A 16,243-nucleotide genomic window follows, 5' to 3' on the forward strand; every position below is an offset into this window, starting at 1 on the left:
ACCAGCTTCTCAAGACACCGATTCCGCGCCGTTCCGAGGACGGACACCCCCCGACACGGCACCGACCCACCACGACGAACCGACGAACCGGCACACCACCCACCCTCAAACCGCCGGAATAACCGCCGAAACCCGAAACCCACCCGCATCCGTGGGCCCCGAAACAAACACCCCGCCCAGCGCGAGAACCCGCTCCCGCATTCCGACCAGCCCGTTGCCCCCGGACGGCAGACGGGCCGCCGAGGCGGACGCGGGCTCGGGCGGCGGTTCGTTCTCGACCTGCATCGCGATCTCCGACACCCGGTGCGCAAGCCGTACGTGCGTCTTCGCGCCGGCCGCGTGCTTGTGGACGTTCGTCAACGCCTCCTGCACCACCCGGTACGCGGTCTGCTCGATCTCCGCCGCGTACGACCGGGTCTCCCCCTCCACCGACAGATCGACGGCCATCCCGGCCGCCGCTGACTGCCCCAGCAGCTCGTCCACGTCCGACAGACACGGCCCCTCGGCCCCGCCCTCGTCGTCCACGACCCGCGAGGCCGCCGCCGCGGCGGCCACCCCCACCGCGACCAACGGCACGGCGGACCGCTCCCTCGTACCCACCCCGTCCCCGCTCCGCAGCACCCCGAGCATCTCCCGCAACTCGGTCAGCGCCTGCCGCCCCATGTCCCCCACCAGCGCGGCGTTCTTGACGGCTTTCTCCGGATCCTTACGCGCGACCGCCTGCAGGGCCGCCGCGTGCACGACCATCAGACTCACCCGGTGCGCCACGACATCGTGCATCTCCCGCGCGATCCGGGTCCGCTCCTCGCCCCGCGCCCACTCGGCCCGCTCCTCGGCCCGCTCCGCGAGGAGCTGCAACTCCCGCTCCAGGCTGTCGGCGCGCTCCCTGAGGCTCTCCATCAGACGGCGCCGGGCGCCCACGTACATCCCGAGCAGCACGGGCGGCGCGGTCATCCCGACCGCGGTGGTGATCGAGGCGAACGGGACGAACCAGTCCCCGAGTTCCCAGGTCCCGCGCTGTGTGTCCTGCTTCACCCGCACGAACATGACGATCAGCATGCCGAGGAAGGACATCCCGGCCAGCGATCCGATGATCCGGCGCGGCAGTTCGGACGCGGCGAGGGTGTAGAGGCCGACGATGCCCATCAGGTAGCCCATCTGGGCCGGCGTGATGGCGATGGACACCAGGACGACGGCGATCGGCCACTTCCGCCGCACGACCAACGTCGACCCGGCCAGCACGCCGAACACGACACCCACGGCCGCCGGGACCCCCGCGTCGTGCGCGAACCGAACCCCCTCCGCCCCGCACTCCGCCGCGGAGCCGGCGGCGAGCCCCGCGTCCAGTACCGCACTACGCCACCTGGTCCACCACCACGGCCCTCCCCGGGCCGTGGCATGCTCTTCCCCCGTCGTGGTCATGCCTCCAGCCTACGGGCGCGGGGGCTCGCTTTTCCGTCGAGTTTCGACGAGTTGCCTACACCACTGCGCGTAATCGAACAATGACGAAACCGATCACCGCCGAGAAGTACCGTCGCACGGAAGCCATCGCGTACGGCATAGTGTTTGTTGCCCACTCGGCGACCAGACCAAATGTCCGGTTCGAACGAGTTTGATCCCCCGTGGTGTAATTGGCAGCACCGTGGCTTTTGGTGCCATTTGTCCGGGTTCGAGTCCTGGCGGGGGAGCAACAACTTTCTCCAGCAACCCTCTTCGGGCCCTGACAGCACTGTCAGGGCCCACTCTCATGTCCCCCATGAAACGCCCCGGTATCCTGCGAATGTCCAACCCCCAGCATTCCGAAGCCGAAGGGCATACCCGTGAGCGCCATTCGCCCGGCAGCCGTCGTCGTACTCGCAGCGGGTGAGGGCACCCGTATGAAGTCGGCCACACCGAAGGTCCTGCACGAGATCTGTGGCCGCACGCTGGTCGGTCATGTGCTGGCCGCCGCCCGCGAGTTGGAGCCGGAGAACCTGGTCGTCGTCGTCGGGCACGCCCGCGAGAAGGTGACCGCCCACCTCGGCGAGACCGACCCCGGAGTGCGGACCGCGGTCCAGGCGGAGCAGAACGGCACCGGGCACGCCGTACGGATGGCGCTGGAAGAACTCGGAAGCATCGACGGAACCGTCGTCGTGGTCTGCGGCGACACCCCCTTGCTCCGCGGTGCGACCCTGCGCGAACTCACCGCGAACCACGCCACCGACGGCAACGCGGTGACCGTCCTGACCGCCGAGGTCCCGGACGCCACCGGCTACGGCCGGATCGTGCGCGAAGGCGCCTCCGGTGCCGTGACCGCGATCGTCGAGCACAAGGACGCCTCCGACTCGCAGCGCGCGATCCGCGAGATCAACTCAGGGGTATTCGCGTTCGACGGACAGTTGCTCGCCGACGCCCTCGGCAAGGTGCGCACCGACAACAGCCAGGGCGAGGAGTACCTCACCGACGTGCTCGGCATCCTGCGCGAGGCCGGACACCGCGTCGGCGCCTCCGTCGCGGCCGACCACCGCGAGATCGCCGGCATCAACAACCGCGTGCAGCTCTCCGAGGCCCGACGCATCCTGAACGACCGCCTGCTCACCGAGGCCATGCTCGCCGGCGTAACCGTCATCGACCCGGCGACCACCTGGATCGACGTCGCCGTCACCTTCGGCCAGGACGCGATCATCCACCCCGGCACCCAGCTGCACGGCGCCACCCACATCGGCGAGGGCGCCGAGGTCGGCCCCAACACCCGCCTGACGGACACCGTCGTCGAGGCCGGCGCCCGCGTCGACAACACCGTCGCCGTCAGCTCGCACATCGGCCCGCAGGCGTCCGTCGGGCCGTACGCCTATCTCCGTCCCGGCACCCGCCTGGGCACGAAGAGCAAGATCGGCACGTACGTCGAGACGAAGAACGCGACGATCGGCGAGGGCACGAAGATCCCGCACCTCTCCTACGTCGGGGACGCGACGATCGGCGAGTACAGCAACATCGGTGCCGCCAGCGTCTTCGTCAACTACGACGGACAGGCCAAACATCACACCACCGTCGGGTCGCACTGCCGTACAGGGTCGGACAATATGTTTGTGGCACCTGTCACGGTCGGGGACGGCGCGTACACCGCCGCCGGCTCCGTGATCACGAAGGACGTACCGCCCGGTTCGCTGGCCGTGGCCCGTGGCCAGCAGCGGAATATCGAGGGCTGGGTGGCCCGCAAGCGTCCGGGAAGCGCGGCGGCGAAGGCGGCGGAAACCGCTTCCCGCCAGGACCAGAACGAAGACTGACCGGAAACGGGTGCGTCGAACACGGCGTACCGTGATAAACGCACACCCAGTTGAATGACCTCTGAGGAGACAGTGCTGTGACCGGGATCAAGACGACCGGCGAGAAGAAGATGATGTTCTTCTCCGGCCGCGCCCACCCCGAGCTTGCCAAGGAGGTCGCCCAGCAGCTGGGTGTCGGGGTCGTCCCGACCAAGGCCTTCGACTTCGCGAACGGCGAGATCTACGTCCGCTTCGAGGAGTCGGTGCGCGGCGCGGACTGTTTCGTGATCCAGAGCCACACGGCCCCGATCAACCAGTGGGTCATGGAGCAGCTGATCATGATCGACGCCCTGAAACGCGCCTCGGCCCGCTCCATCACGGTGATCGTGCCGTTCTACGGCTACGCCCGCCAGGACAAGAAGCACCGCGGCCGCGAGCCGATCTCGGCCCGCCTCATCGCGGACCTGATGAAGACGGCGGGGGCGCACCGCATCCTCACCGTCGACCTGCACACCGACCAGATCCAGGGCTTCTTCGACGGCCCCGTGGACCATCTCTTCGCCCTCCCGCTCCTCGCGGACTACGTGGGCGGCAAGGTCGACCGCAGCAAGCTGACCGTCGTCTCCCCGGACGCCGGCCGCGTGCGCGTCGCCGACCGCTGGTGCGACCGCCTCGGCGCGCCCCTGGCGATCGTGCACAAGCGGCGCGACAAGGACGTGGCGAACCAGGTGACCGTCCACGAAGTGGTCGGCGAGGTCAAGGGCCGCGTCTGCGTCCTGGTCGACGACATGATCGACACCGGCGGCACGATCTGCGCCGCCGCGGACGCCCTGTTCGCGCACGGCGCGGAGGACGTCATCGTGACGGCCACGCACGGCGTGCTCTCCGGCCCCGCGGCCGACCGCCTGAAGAACTCCCGCGTCAGCGAGTTCGTCCTCACCGACACCCTCCCGACCCCGGGCGAGGTAGGCGCCGACCTCGACAAGATCACGGTCCTGTCGATCGCCCCGACCATCGCCAGCGCGGTCCGCGAGGTGTTCGAGGACGGTTCGGTGACGAGCCTCTTCGACGAACACTAGGCGCTCCGCTGGACGGGCCGCGATGTCCGTCGATCGGCTGCGGCGCCGTCGTGGCTGGTCGCGCAGTTCCCCGCGCCCCTTCAGGGCGCTCGTGAACCGGTGCTTCCAGAAGATCGATTTCCGGTACGGCCTCTCCGCCAAGTAAGCTGCCACAGTTGCTCGGCGAGGGAGGCCGTACCGCTTCGCAAGAAGTCCGTACGGCGGTCCGTTATCGACGCGCTCTTCGTAGCAGGCCGATGTTCGGCCGGGTGACCACCTTCCCCGACTGTTCTACGAGGAGTGACCATGGCCGACGTCAAGCTCACCGCCGAGACCCGCACCGAGTTCGGCAAGGGTGCCGCCCGCCGTATCCGCCGTGACAAGAAGGTTCCCGCCGTGGTCTACGGCCACGGTGTGGACCCGCTGCACGTCACGCTGCCGGGCCACGAGCTGCAGCTCGCCCTGCGTACCCCGAACGTCCTGCTGACCCTGGACATCGAGGGCAAGACCCAGCTCGCGATCCCGAAGGCCGTCCAGCGCGACGCCATCAAGGGCTTCCTCGAGCACGTCGACCTGCTCACCGTGAAGAGCGGCGAGAAGGTCACCGTCGAGGTCTACGTCCACACCGAGGGCGAGCTCGCCCCGGGCTCCTTCCTGCTGGAGCACGTGCTCAGCACGATCACCGTCGAGGCCGAGGCCACGCACATCCCCGAGTCGGTCACCGTGTCCATCGCGGGCCTGGAGGCCGGTGCCTCCATCGCCGCCAAGGACATCCCGCTCCCCAAGGGCACCACGCTGGCGATCGACGAGGACGCGGTCGTCCTCCAGGTGCTGGCCGCCCAGGCGGAGGAGGCGTCCGCGGACGCCGATGCCGAGGGCACCGAGGCCTGATCCTCACCTTCACCACGGTGTCAGCCGCTGTTCCCGTCCGTCAGGTTCGGGGGCAGCGGCTGGCGCGTATCAAGGAGACATGGACGTGACGACCGACGCGAACGCCCCCTGGCTGATCGTGGGCCTCGGCAATCCGGGCCCCGAGTACACCGCCAACCGGCACAACGTGGGCTTCATGGTGGCCGACCTGCTCGCGGAGCGGATCGGCGGCAAGTTCAAGCGGGCCGGGAAGGCACAGGCGCAGGTCCTGGAGGGCCGGATCGGTGCGCCGGGTCCGGCGAGCCGCCGGGTCGTGCTGGTGAAGCCGATGTCGTACATGAACCTGTCGGGCGGTCCGGTCAACGCGCTGCGTGACTTCTACAAGGTGCCGGTCGCGAACATCGTCGCGGTCCACGACGAGCTGGACATCGACTACGGCGCCCTCCGTCTCAAGCTGGGCGGCGGGGACAACGGCCACAACGGGCTGAAGTCGATGACGAAGGCGATGGGCCCGGACTACCACCGGGTGCGGTTCGGGATCGGGCGCCCGCCGGGCCGTATGCAGGTGGCCGACTTCGTGCTGAAGGACTTCTCGTCCACGGAGCGCAAGGAACTCGACTTCCTCGTGGACCGCGCCACCGACTCGGTCGAGTGTCTGGTGAGCGAGGGCCTGGAGCGGGCGCAGAGCGCGTACAACTCCTGACTTGACCGACTTGTCGGTCACCGGAGTTGACCGCGTGTGCAGGTATGGCCAATGATCCCCGCCATGAACTTCGGACGGCTCGCGGCGATGGGTACGGTCGCCCTGCTGATCCTGATCGCCGGGGTGTGGGGCTCCTGGCCCACCGCGCACAACGTGATGCTGACCAAGGGCCGCGAGAGCGGCACCATCGAGGTCACCGCATGCGGCGACGACACCTGCACCGGGCCGTACACCCCGGTCTCGACGGGGTCGAAGGCCCGCGCCAGCGTCGTCATCGAGCACACGGTCGCGGTGAAGAAGGGCCGGACGTACGCGGTGGTCGTGAAGCCGGGCACCGACGAGGTCATGCGCTCCGGCCCCGCCGGCATCCTCTACGCCTGGGTCCCCCTCGGCGGCGCCCTCCTGCTGGCCTCGGTGGTCGTCGCCGGCGGCCTGCGGCTGACCCGGCCCGCGTGGATCCTGGCCGGCTCGGGGATCGCCCTGCTGACGGCGGCGTTCGTAGCCCTCTGACCGCTCGAAAAGCCGAGTGCCCCCGAGCTGCTACGACAGCTCGGGGGCACCCTTCGTTTCTCTGCTCAGCCGGTGTTGCGCAGACCCGCCGCCACACCGTTGACGGTGAGGAGCAGGGCCCGGCTCAGCAGCGGGTCGGGCTCGGCGCCGGCCGCCGCCTCGTCGCGCTGGCGCTTGAGGAGGGTGACCTGGAGGTAGGAGATCGGGTCGAGGTAGGCGTCCCGGATGGTGAACGTCTGCTTCAACACCGGGGTGGCGTCGAGGAGTTCGGCCTCACCGGTGACGCGGAGCACCTCGGCGACGGTCAGATCGTGCTCGGCCCTGATGGTGTCGAAGACGTGCTTCAGCTCGTCCGGGACGAGGGTGTCGACGTAGTGCTGGGCGATCCGCAGGTCCGTCTTGGCGAGGGTCATCTCGACGTTGGAGACGAAGTTGCGGAAGAAGTGCCACTGCTCGTGCATCTCGTCGAGCACGGTGTCGAGACCGGCTTCGCGCAGCGCCTTCAGTCCCGACCCCACGCCGTACCAGCCGGGCACGATCTGCCGGGACTGGGTCCAGCCGAACACCCACGGGATCGCGCGCAGTCCGTCGAGCGAGACGCCCGAGCCGGGGCGGCGGGAGGGCCGCGAGCCCAGGTGCAGATCGGCGAGCTGGTCCACCGGCGTGGAGGCGAGGAAGTACGTCGGCAGGTCCGGGTCCTCGACCAGCCTGCGGTAGGCGGCGTGGGCGGCGTCGCTGACGACGTCCATGGCCGCGTCCCAGCGGGCCAGCGCCTCGTCGGACTGGCGGGGCGAGGTGTGCAGGGCGGAGGCCTGGAGGGTGGCGGCGACCGTCAGTTCCAGGTTCTCGCGGGCCAGCGACGGCACCAGGTACTTGTCGGAGATGACCTCGCCCTGCTCGGTCACCTTGATCTCGCCCTCCAGGGTCCCCCAGGGCTGGGCGAGGATCGCGTCGTGCGAGGGACCGCCACCGCGGCCGACGGTTCCGCCGCGACCGTGGAAGAGGCGGAGCCGCACCCCGTACCGGTGCGCCACGTCACGCAGGCGCCGCTGCGCCCGGTGGATCTCCCACTGACTCGTCGTAATACCACCGAACTTGGAGGAGTCCGAGTACCCGAGCATGACCTCCTGGACATCCCCGCGCAGCGCCACGAGCCGCCGGTAGGACGGGTCCGAGAGCATGTCCTCCAGGATGGTGTCGGCGGCCTTGAGCTCGTCGGTGGTCTCCAGGAGCGGCACGATGCCGACCTTGGCCCATCCGGCGTGCAGGTCGATCAGACCGGCCTCGCGGGCGAGGACGGCGGCGGCGAACACGTCGTCGGCGCCCTGGCACATCGAGATGATGTACGACTCGATGACCTCGGGCCCGAAGACGGCGAGGGCCTTCTTGACGGTCTCGAACACGCCGAGGGTCTTCTCACCGGCCGCGTCGACGGGTGCGGGCGTCGGAGCCAGGGGCCGCCTGGACCGCAGCTCCTTCGCGAGCAGCTTGGTGCGGTACTCGCGGGGCATGTCGGAGTACCGCCAGGACTCCTCGCCGAGCCGGTCGAAGAGCTGGCCCAGCGCGTGATGGTGGGCGTCCGCGTGCTCCCGTACGTCCATGGTGGCGAGCTGCAGCCCGAACGCGCCGAGCGTGCGGATCGTACGGTCCATGCGGCCGTCGGCGAAGAGGCCGCCGCGGTGGGCGCGCAGCGAGGTCTGGATCAGGGTGAGGTCGTGCAGCAGTTCGGCGGTGCCGAGGTAGTCGCGGCCGGGCTGGTGCGGGGTGTCCTTGGCCAGGCGGCTCTTGGTGTTCTCCAGCTTCTGCCGGATGCAGGTGGCCTTGAGCCGGTACGGCTCCTCGGCGTTGAGCCGCTTGTAGCGGGGGCTGATCTCGGGCAGCAGCTCCAGGTCGGTCTGGAGGGACTCCAGCAGCTCGTCCGTCGCACCCGTGTAGCGGATGGAGTTGGAGAGGAAGCCACGCAGTTCGTCGATCGTCTCCAGGGCGTCGTTGATGCCGTGCTCGTGCTGGAGGATCAGGACGTCCCAGGTGACCTGGGGGGTGACGTTCGGGTTGCCGTCGCGGTCGCCGCCGATCCAGGTGCCGAAGGTGAGCGGGCGGGTGTCGTCGGGCAGCTTGACGCCGACGCGCTCCAGCTCGGCGGTGAGGTCTTCGAGGACGTCACCCACGGCGCCCGCGTGCAGCTCGTCCAGGTAGTAGATGGCGTTACGGGCTTCGTCGGCCGGTTCCGGACGGACGACCCGGAGTTCGTCCGTCTGCCAGACCAGGTCGATGTTCTCGGCCAGCCGGGTGTCGTAGCGGCGGCGGTCGGACTCGATGACCGGGGTCTCCAGGAGCGTGGCGATGCGCCGGAGCTTGTTGAGGACCGACCGGCGCGCGGCCTCGGTGGGGTGCGCGGTGAAGACCGGGCGGACGTTCAGGTTCTTGACCGTCTCGCGCAGGTGGTCGGGGTCGGCGTCCTTGAGGCGGTCGGCCGTACGGGCCAGGAGACCGCCCTCGGCGGCCCGGCGGGCGCGCAGCTCACGGCCGCGGTGCACCTGCTCGGTGACGTTGGCCAGGTGGAAGTAGGTGGAGAAGGCGCGGACCAGCTTGGCGGCGGTCTCCAGCTCGGTGCCGCGCAGCAGCTCGGCGGCGGCCTCGCCGTCCTCCCGGGTGAGGCGGCGGACCTTCTCGACCAGTTCGAGCAGCTCGGGGCCCTCCTGGCGGACGAGGGTCTCGCCCAGCAGGTCGCCCAGTCGCCGGATGTCGGCGCGCAGCTCATTGTTGGTCGTAGTGGCCTGGTCGTCGGCACTGCTCACAGGTGCGGCTCCTTGCAGTGTTTGAAGCTCGTCTGGAGGGAACCCGGACGGCGGTCCCGCGGCGGCTGCCGCATACGGGACGGACATCCGGGAAGAAAACAGAGCGGACCGCGCTGTCCGACCGACACCAAGGATAGGTGTCCACTCTGACGCGCGGTCTCACGGGCTTCGTCCACCGGTCGACGCACTGCCATACTTACGTCGCCGTAGGTTACGGAACCGTAGGGAAGTCCATGGTGAACTCATACTCGGCTCCCGCCGTCCGACGCTCAGCCTCCACCTCCGAACCCCACAGGGGACGCCCATGACCACGAGCTCCGATGTGATCGACGACGCCCCGCGGGCGAACGACGACGGCACTCCGCTGCCCGCCGCCACCCTGGGCGGCGAGAAAAAGGGGACGCTGGAACAGCTGACCCTCCTCCTCTTCATCACCGTCCCGTTCCTGGCGCTGCTCGCGGCGGTGCCGCTGGCGTGGAGCTGGGGCGGGGTGAGCTGGCTGGATCTCGGCCTGCTGGTGTTCTTCTACTACCTGGGCTGCCACGGCGTGACGATCGGCTACCACCGGTACTTCACGCACGGCTCGTTCAAGGCGAAGCGCCCGCTGCGGATCGCCATCGCCATCGCCGGGTCGATGGCGGTCGAGGGCCCGCTGGTGCGCTGGGTGGCCGACCACCGCAAGCACCACAAGTTCTCCGACGCCGAGGGCGACCCGCATTCGCCGTGGCGCTACGGCGAGACCGTGCCGGCGCTGATCAAGGGCCTGTGGTGGGCGCACATCGCCTGGATGTTCGACGAGGAGCGCACCCCGCAGGACAAGTACGCGCCCGACCTGATCAAGGACAGGACGATCCGGGCGATCTCCCGCCAGTTCATCTTCTGGACGATGTTGTCGCTGGCGCTGCCCCCGCTGATCGGCGGGCTGGCCACCATGTCCTGGTGGGGCGCGTTCACCGGCTTCTTCTGGGGCTCGCTCGTCCGGGTCGCGCTGCTGCACCACGTCACCTGGTCGATCAACTCGATCTGCCACGCGGTCGGCAAGCGCCCCTTCAAGTCCCGTGACCGCTCGGGCAACGTGTGGTGGCTGGCGATCCTGTCCTGCGGCGAGTCCTGGCACAACCTCCACCACGCCGACCCGACGTCCGCGCGGCACGGTGTGATGCGCGGCCAGCTGGACTCCTCGGCGCGGATCATCCGCTGGTGCGAGCAGCTCGGCTGGGCCTATGACGTGCGCTGGCCGTCACGCTCGCGTATCGATTCGCGCCGTATCTCCGGTCCGGACGGCTCTCAGCCCCGGAAGGAGTCGGCGGAGGCGGCATGATTGACGCCGTGGCGACCGATCCCAGCAGCACCCCGAGCAACGAGAAGCCCCGACGCGCGCGCCGCACCCGGATGACGGGAGCAGAACGCCGGGCCCAGCTGCTGGAAGTCGGTCGCACGCTCTTCGCGGCGAAGGGTTTCGAGGCCACGTCGGTGGAGGAGATCGCGGCGAAGGCCGGGGTCTCCAAGCCGGTGGTCTACGAGCACTTCGGCGGCAAGGAGGGCCTGTACGCGGTGGTCGTGGACCGCGAGATGCGCCGCCTGCTGGACATGGTGACCAGCTCCCTGACGGCCGGCCACCCCCGCGAACTCTGCGAACAGGCGGCCTTCGCCCTCCTCGACTACATCGAGGAGTACACGGACGGCTTCCGCATCCTGGTCCGCGACTCCCCCATCCCGCAATCGACGGGGTCCTTCGCATCGCTCATCTCGGACATCGCGACCCAGGTCGAGGACATCCTGGGCCGCGAGTTCAAGAGCCGCGGCTTCGACGCGAAACTCGCCCCCCTCTACGCCCAGGCCCTCGTCGGCATGGTCGCCCTGACCGGCCAGTGGTGGCTGGACGTCCGCCGCCCGAAGAAGGCGGAGGTGGCGGCCCATCTGGTGAACCTGGCCTGGCACGGGCTGGACGGCCTGGAGGCGAAGCCGCGGTTGATAGGGCACCGGAAGGCCTGATCACGGACTCGCAGAGTCGGCTGGGCCGGATCCCCCGACCACCGGCTCCAGGAACTCCAGCCGGTTCCCCACCGGATCCTCCGAGTAGAAGCGCCGGTGCCCCGGCAGGTCCCCGTCCCAGGTGACCGTCGCTCCATGGGCCGCCAGCCGGGCCGCGTACGCCTCGATGTCGGTGACTCGCAGCCCGGGATGGGCCTTCTTCGCGGGCCGGAAGTCGGCCTCGATCCCCAGATGGAGCTGCACCGCCCCCGCCCCGAACCAGCACCCGCCCCGCGCGGCCAGTGCCGCCGGCTTGGGGATCTCGGTCATGCCGAGGGTGTCGACGTAGTAGGCGCGCAGCGCGTCCTCCGAACCCGCCGGGGCCGCCAACTGCACATGGTCCACGGCCGCGAGCACCGCTCACACCTCCTTGCGGGCCACCGCGAACAGCCGCCTGAAGGGGAGCACCGTGCCGTACTCCGCCGTCGGGTACGCCTCGCGCAGCAGGTCGCGGTACTCCGTCACGAACGCGTCCCGTGCCTCCGGGTCGTCCGCGAGCGCGGTGAGGACCGGGCGCAGGCCGGTGCCCTTGACCCAGTCGAGGACGGGGTCGGTGCCGGGCAGGATGTGCTGGTACGTCGTCTGCCAGACGTCCGCCGCGCAGCCGAGGCGGGTCATGCGGTCGAGGTAGACGCCGGGTGCGTGGACCGAGTCCTCGCGGCGCAGCACCTCGCCGAGCCGGCTCTTCCAGCGGGCGGTGGCGGCGAGTTCGCGCATCAGGGCGTGCAGGGGCGCGTCGATGTTGTCCGGCACCTGGAAGGCGAAGGTGCCGGAGGGCGCCAGCGCGGAGATCCAGTCGCCGAACCGGTCGAGGTGCCCCGGCACCCATTGCAGCGCCGCGTTCGACACGATCAGGTCGTACGGCTCGGTCGGTGCCCATGTCGTGGCGTCGGCCGGGGCGAAGTCGAGGCTGCCGCCACCGGCCGTGGGGCCGGCGCAGGGCTCGGCCTTCTCCAGCATCTCGGGTGAGTTGTCGTAGCCGGTGATGTGCGCGGTGGGCCAGCGGTCGGCGAGGACGGCGGTCATGTTGCCGGGGCCGCAGCCGAGGTCGGCGATGCGGGGCGGGGTGCCGGGGACGTCGGTGACGCGGGCGAGGAGGTCGGTGAACGGGCGGGCGCGGTGGCCGGCGTGGCGCAGGTACTGGGCGGGGTCCCAAGTCGTCATGTCTCCCACTTTCCCCGCACGGTTATCTCGATGTCAAGAGACTTGAAATCAAGTTAGTTGATGTCAAGAGACTTCATGTCGACACAACCACTACACTGATCGTCATGGAGGACGAGGTCGATCGGCTTGTCGCAGCGTGGCGCCGGGAGCGCCCGGACCTCGACGTGGAGCCGCTTGAGGTACTCAGCCGGGTGAGCAGACTGGCCCGGCACCTGGACCGGGCGCGCCGGCTGGCCTTCGCCGAGCACAGTCTCGAACCCTGGGAGTTCGACGTGCTGACGGCACTGAGGCGCGCGGGCAGCCCCTACCAGCTCTCCCCCGGCCAGTTGCTGACCCAGACCCTGGTCACGTCCGGCACGATGACGAACCGCATCGACCGCCTGGCCCAGAAGGGCCTGGTCGAGCGGCTCCCCGACCCCAGCGACCGCCGGGGCGTGCTGGTCCGGCTCACCGAGGAGGGCCAGGACCGCGCGGACCAGGCCCTGGCCGGCCTGCTGGCGCAGGAGCGCGCGATCCTCGCGGAACTCTCCCGCGCCCAGCGGGGCGAACTGGCCGGACTGCTACGCCAGTTGACCGCCCCGTTCGACAACATCCCCGGCTAGGTCGACGGGTCCGACCCCCGCGCGCCGGGCGAGCGCCACCGCCGCGAGGGTCGAGTGGACCCCCAACTTGCCGAGCACGTTTTGCATATGCGTCCGGACCGTGTGCGGGGAAAGGAACAGCCGCTCGGCGACCGCCTTCCGCCCCAGCCCGGCCACCATGCAGCGCAGCACCTCGCGTTCCCTCGGCGTGAGGGACTCCACGAGACGCTCGCTCTCGGTGCGGTGCTTGCGTGCGGCCGTCAACTCGCGCAGGACCCCGGTCAGCAGGGCCGGCGGCAGATGCGTCTCGTCGCGCAGGACACCTCGGATGACGGTTAAAAGCCTGGACAGCGAGCAGTCCTTGGCGACCCAGCCGGACGCCCCGGCCTGCAGGGCCAGCGCGGCCCGGCGCGGATCGTCCTTCTCCGCCAGCACGACCATCCGTACGCTCGGCTGGGCGGAACGGACCCCGGCGACCAGGGAGATCCCGTCCACCAGCCCGTCCTCGTTGCCCGCCTGTACCGGCACCGCCGGCCGGATGCCCTGCACATTGCCGCCCAGGTCGGCGTCCACCAGCAGGACGTCGAATCTGCGGCCCTCGGCGTTCGCGCGCTCCATGCTGCGCAGCGCGGCGGGACCACTGCCGGCCGCGGACACGTCGACATCTGGCTCGGCCGCCAGTGCCGCGGCGAGCGATTCGGCGAAGATGCGATGGTCGTCGACGACCAGGACTCGGATGCGAACCACGAAACCCCCTTCCCCAGGCTCCTGGTGGAGCAGGGGATACCTCATCGTCGGGAGACGAAGCGATGGTTGCGGGTACGACGCCCGGGAGCTGCCGAAACCGCACGGCCGCCGCCGTGCAGAGACTGCTACCCCCACATCGGGCGTCGTACCCGACTTGTCTCGCCCCCTGATCAGCACCGGCCCCCACCGGTGCTGTTCACAGGGTACGGCCGGGGCGCAGCAGCGGAACCCAATTTGCAGAACTGACTGTCCGGCGCGTTTATGGTGAGCCGCATGTTTCGTATTGAGACGGAAGTCGACAAGGAGCGACGCGATCTGCTCCGCGCCCGGCTGCTCGAAACCAACACGGCCGCGTCCCCGGTGCTGCGGGCGCTGCGCGGGACCCCTCGCGAACGTGAAGTTCCGCTCCACGTGTGGGCGTTGGACGACTCGGGGGAGCTGGCGGGCGGAGCGGTCTGCCACACCTGGGCGGACTGGCTCCATGTGACCTATCTGTGGGTGGACGGCCGGCACCGGGGGACGGGGCTCGGCTCCCGGCTGCTCGCGCGGGCGGAGCGCATCGCCCGTGAGAAGCGCGGCTGTGTGGCGGCCCGGCTCGACACATGGGACTTCCAGGCGCCGGAGTTCTACAAGAAGCAGGGGTACGAGGTGGTGTCCGTGATCCCGGACTATCCGCCGGGGATCACGGAGTACACCCTCACCAAGCACCTGGGCTGACCACGGCGGTCGGTGAAGTGGCCGATTGTGGCGGCACGTTGGGATCGGCCCTCTACAGTCCCTCGCTGTGACGCTCACTTCCTCCCGAAACCCCGGAACACCGTCGCTGTGGCGTGAACGGCCGTTCCTGCTGCTCGCCGCCGCCCGCACCGTCTCCGTGCTCGGCAACGGATTCGCCCGGGTGGCCCTCGCCTTCGCGGTGCTGGCGCTGCCCGGCGCCGGACCCGGCCAACTCTCCCTGGTCGTGGCCTGCCAGGCCTTGCCGCAGCTGGTGTTCATCCTGATCGGCGGGGTCATCGCGGACCGGATGTCACGCGCCCGGCTGATGGCGCTGGCGGATGTGCTCGGCGCCGGGGCGTACACGGGCCTGGCCGTCCTGGTCCTGTCCGGACACGCACCGATCCCGGCGATGTGCCTGCTGGCGGTGGCGGCCGGTACGGCGACGGCCGTGTTCGCGCCGGCGATGGAGGGCATCATGCCGCTGGTGGTCCCCGCGGACCGCTTGCAGCGGGCGAACGGTCTGCTGCGGGTGGGCACCAACAGCGCGCTGCTCCTGGGTCTGTCGCTCTCGGGCGTGACGGTGGCGCTGGTCGGCCCCGGCTGGGCACTGGCCCTGAACGCCGCGTCCTTCGCCCTCAGCGCGGCCCTGACGGCCCGCCTCCCGGTGCCGGCCCGCCCGCCCAGGAAGACCTCCGGCTGGGCCGATCTCCGCGACGGCTGGCGGGAGTTCGCGTCCCGCCAGTGGCTGTGGGTGGTGGTGGCGCAGTGGTCGATCGTGATCGCGGCGCTCAACGCGAACGTGGGAGTCCTCGGCCCCCTGACCGCCGACCGCTATCTCGGCGGCGCCCGCGCCTGGTCGCTGATCGTCGCCGCGCAGGCCCTGGGCACGATCGCCGGCGCGGGCCTGGCCTCCCGCGTCCGGGTCCGCCGCCCGATCCTGGTGGCGGTCCTGGCCACGTTCCCGACGGCGGCACCGGTCGCCCTGCTCGCCGTGCGGGCCCCGGTCTGGCTGATCGCCGCCGCGATGTTCACGGCCGGCGTCTCCAACGACGTCTTCGGCGTCCTGTGGAGCACCACGATCCACCGCGAGATCCCGGAGGAGTCCCTCTCCCGAGTCAGCTCCTACGACTATTTCGGCTCCCTGTCCTTCGCCCCACTGGGCCTGCTGATCGCCGGACCGCTCGCGGCGACCGTAGGGCTGGGGCACGCTCTCGCGGGGTGCGCGGCGCTGGTGGTGCTGGCCACGGGGGCGGCGCTGCTGGCGCCGGGGGTGCGGAACCTGCGCGGCGGCGGAGAGCCCGAGCCGGTCACGGCTCCCTGACGAAGGCGAGGGACAACCCGTGGACGTCTGGTCGGACTGTTCCTCGTGGAGCCGTCGCATCCTGGCCGCCGACGACCGGCTTTCCGGCGGGCCCGGCGTGCGGCATCGGCGGTACGAGAACTGGGGGCTGCACCCTGATTCGGCCGATCCGTTGGTGCGGACGCTGCTCGCGCTGAGCATCCATTCCCTCGTCCTGGACGCCGTGGCCCAAGGACAGCCGTACACACCGGACATGATCGGGTGGCTCAGGCTGGTCGACCTGGCGGACGTGGTGACGAAGCGGCCCGACTACGAACTGCTCGCCGGTCTCCCCGCCCTCGGCGAGGTCGACCGGCTGCGTGTCGACGTGGTGCGGATCCTCACCTACGACAGCGCGTCCGCGCTGACCGCCGCGCGTCTACGCACGGTGGTCCACGGTGCGCTGCGCCGACTGGCCAGGAGCGTCTCCGCCCGGGATGCCGTCTGCGACGACATACCCCGGTGAGCGGGACGCCC

Annotated in this window: 16 protein-coding genes and 1 tRNA gene; 12 read left to right on the forward strand and 5 right to left on the reverse strand. The window is 70.1% G+C overall.

Annotated elements, in window-relative coordinates:
* Positions 1 to 105: 105 nt before the first annotated feature.
* Positions 106 to 1,422: a sensor histidine kinase gene (locus OC490_RS46170; RefSeq protein ID WP_262064063.1), complete on the reverse strand. Its 1,317-nt coding sequence runs from the start codon at positions 1,420 to 1,422 to the stop codon at positions 106 to 108.
* Between the two features lie 194 nt (positions 1,423 to 1,616).
* Between OC490_RS46170 and OC490_RS46175 the strand changes: the two genes are divergently transcribed.
* The 6 genes from OC490_RS46175 (at position 1,617) to OC490_RS46200 (ending at position 6,386) form a co-directional block, all read left to right on the forward strand.
* A tRNA-Gln gene (locus OC490_RS46175) sits at positions 1,617 to 1,688 on the forward strand.
* A gap of 132 nt (positions 1,689 to 1,820) precedes the next feature.
* Positions 1,821 to 3,266 carry a bifunctional UDP-N-acetylglucosamine diphosphorylase/glucosamine-1-phosphate N-acetyltransferase GlmU gene (glmU, locus tag OC490_RS46180; protein ID WP_262064064.1) on the forward strand — a complete coding sequence of 482 codons (1,446 nt, stop codon included), beginning with the start codon at positions 1,821 to 1,823 and terminating at the stop codon, positions 3,264 to 3,266.
* A 77-nt stretch (positions 3,267 to 3,343) separates the two neighbouring features.
* Positions 3,344 to 4,324, forward strand: a complete 981-nt coding sequence (locus tag OC490_RS46185) for a ribose-phosphate diphosphokinase (RefSeq protein WP_262064065.1) — start codon at positions 3,344 to 3,346, stop codon at positions 4,322 to 4,324.
* Between the two features lie 285 nt (positions 4,325 to 4,609).
* Positions 4,610 to 5,194, forward strand: coding sequence for a 50S ribosomal protein L25/general stress protein Ctc (locus OC490_RS46190; RefSeq protein ID WP_262064066.1), 585 nt, complete (start codon positions 4,610 to 4,612; stop codon positions 5,192 to 5,194).
* Positions 5,195 to 5,273: 79 nt separating this feature from the next.
* Complete coding sequence (gene pth / locus OC490_RS46195) at positions 5,274 to 5,876, forward strand: aminoacyl-tRNA hydrolase (protein ID WP_262064067.1); 603 nt, start codon at positions 5,274 to 5,276, stop codon at positions 5,874 to 5,876.
* 63 nt (positions 5,877 to 5,939) lie between these two features.
* Positions 5,940 to 6,386, forward strand: coding sequence for a hypothetical protein (locus OC490_RS46200; protein WP_262064068.1), 447 nt, complete (start codon positions 5,940 to 5,942; stop codon positions 6,384 to 6,386).
* Positions 6,387 to 6,451: 65 nt separating this feature from the next.
* On the opposite strand, the gene ppc is transcribed toward OC490_RS46200, so the two are convergent.
* Positions 6,452 to 9,184, reverse strand: coding sequence for a phosphoenolpyruvate carboxylase (gene ppc, locus OC490_RS46205; RefSeq protein ID WP_262064069.1), 2,733 nt, complete (start codon positions 9,182 to 9,184; stop codon positions 6,452 to 6,454).
* A 304-nt stretch (positions 9,185 to 9,488) separates the two neighbouring features.
* Here ppc and OC490_RS46210 point away from each other — a divergent pair, with 304 nt between their 5' ends.
* Both OC490_RS46210 and OC490_RS46215 read left to right on the forward strand, forming a co-directional pair.
* The gene (locus OC490_RS46210) at positions 9,489 to 10,505 is read left to right on the forward strand and encodes an acyl-CoA desaturase (protein WP_262064070.1); all 1,017 of its coding nucleotides are present in this window, start codon (positions 9,489 to 9,491) and stop codon (positions 10,503 to 10,505) included.
* Positions 10,502 to 11,179: a TetR/AcrR family transcriptional regulator gene (locus OC490_RS46215; RefSeq protein ID WP_200714921.1), complete on the forward strand. Its 678-nt coding sequence runs from the start codon at positions 10,502 to 10,504 to the stop codon at positions 11,177 to 11,179. The genes OC490_RS46210 and OC490_RS46215 overlap by 4 nt, the downstream gene beginning before the upstream one ends.
* Here the strand turns inward: OC490_RS46215 and OC490_RS46220 are convergent, their stop codons facing one another.
* Together OC490_RS46220 and OC490_RS46225 are read right to left on the reverse strand one after the other, a co-directional pair.
* The gene (locus OC490_RS46220) at positions 11,180 to 11,575 is read right to left on the reverse strand and encodes a VOC family protein (RefSeq protein ID WP_262064071.1); all 396 of its coding nucleotides are present in this window, start codon (positions 11,573 to 11,575) and stop codon (positions 11,180 to 11,182) included.
* Between the two features lie 3 nt (positions 11,576 to 11,578).
* Positions 11,579 to 12,382: a trans-aconitate 2-methyltransferase gene (locus OC490_RS46225; RefSeq protein WP_262064072.1), complete on the reverse strand. Its 804-nt coding sequence runs from the start codon at positions 12,380 to 12,382 to the stop codon at positions 11,579 to 11,581.
* Between the two features lie 104 nt (positions 12,383 to 12,486).
* On the opposite strand from OC490_RS46225, the gene OC490_RS46230 reads away from it, so the two are divergent.
* Positions 12,487 to 12,984, forward strand: coding sequence for a MarR family winged helix-turn-helix transcriptional regulator (locus tag OC490_RS46230; protein WP_019064646.1), 498 nt, complete (start codon positions 12,487 to 12,489; stop codon positions 12,982 to 12,984).
* On the opposite strand, the gene OC490_RS46235 is transcribed toward OC490_RS46230, so the two are convergent.
* Positions 12,943 to 13,710: a LuxR C-terminal-related transcriptional regulator gene (locus tag OC490_RS46235; protein ID WP_019066623.1), complete on the reverse strand. Its 768-nt coding sequence runs from the start codon at positions 13,708 to 13,710 to the stop codon at positions 12,943 to 12,945. The two genes, OC490_RS46230 and OC490_RS46235, sit on opposite strands and share 42 nt — an antisense overlap.
* Positions 13,711 to 13,971: 261 nt before the next feature.
* Between OC490_RS46235 and OC490_RS46240 the strand changes: the two genes are divergently transcribed.
* From OC490_RS46240 to OC490_RS46250, 3 genes are all read left to right on the forward strand, one after another.
* The gene (locus tag OC490_RS46240) at positions 13,972 to 14,427 is read left to right on the forward strand and encodes a GNAT family N-acetyltransferase (protein WP_262064073.1); all 456 of its coding nucleotides are present in this window, start codon (positions 13,972 to 13,974) and stop codon (positions 14,425 to 14,427) included.
* A gap of 67 nt (positions 14,428 to 14,494) precedes the next feature.
* A complete protein-coding gene (locus OC490_RS46245; protein WP_262064074.1) occupies positions 14,495 to 15,748 on the forward strand; it encodes an MFS transporter in 1,254 nt (417 codons plus the stop codon).
* Between the two features lie 19 nt (positions 15,749 to 15,767).
* Positions 15,768 to 16,232, forward strand: a complete 465-nt coding sequence (locus OC490_RS46250) for a hypothetical protein (protein WP_262064075.1) — start codon at positions 15,768 to 15,770, stop codon at positions 16,230 to 16,232.
* Positions 16,233 to 16,243 lie beyond the last annotated feature (11 nt).

This window comes from Streptomyces sp. STR69 (assembly GCF_024519455.1).
Lineage (GTDB): Bacteria > Actinomycetota > Actinomycetes > Streptomycetales > Streptomycetaceae > Streptomyces.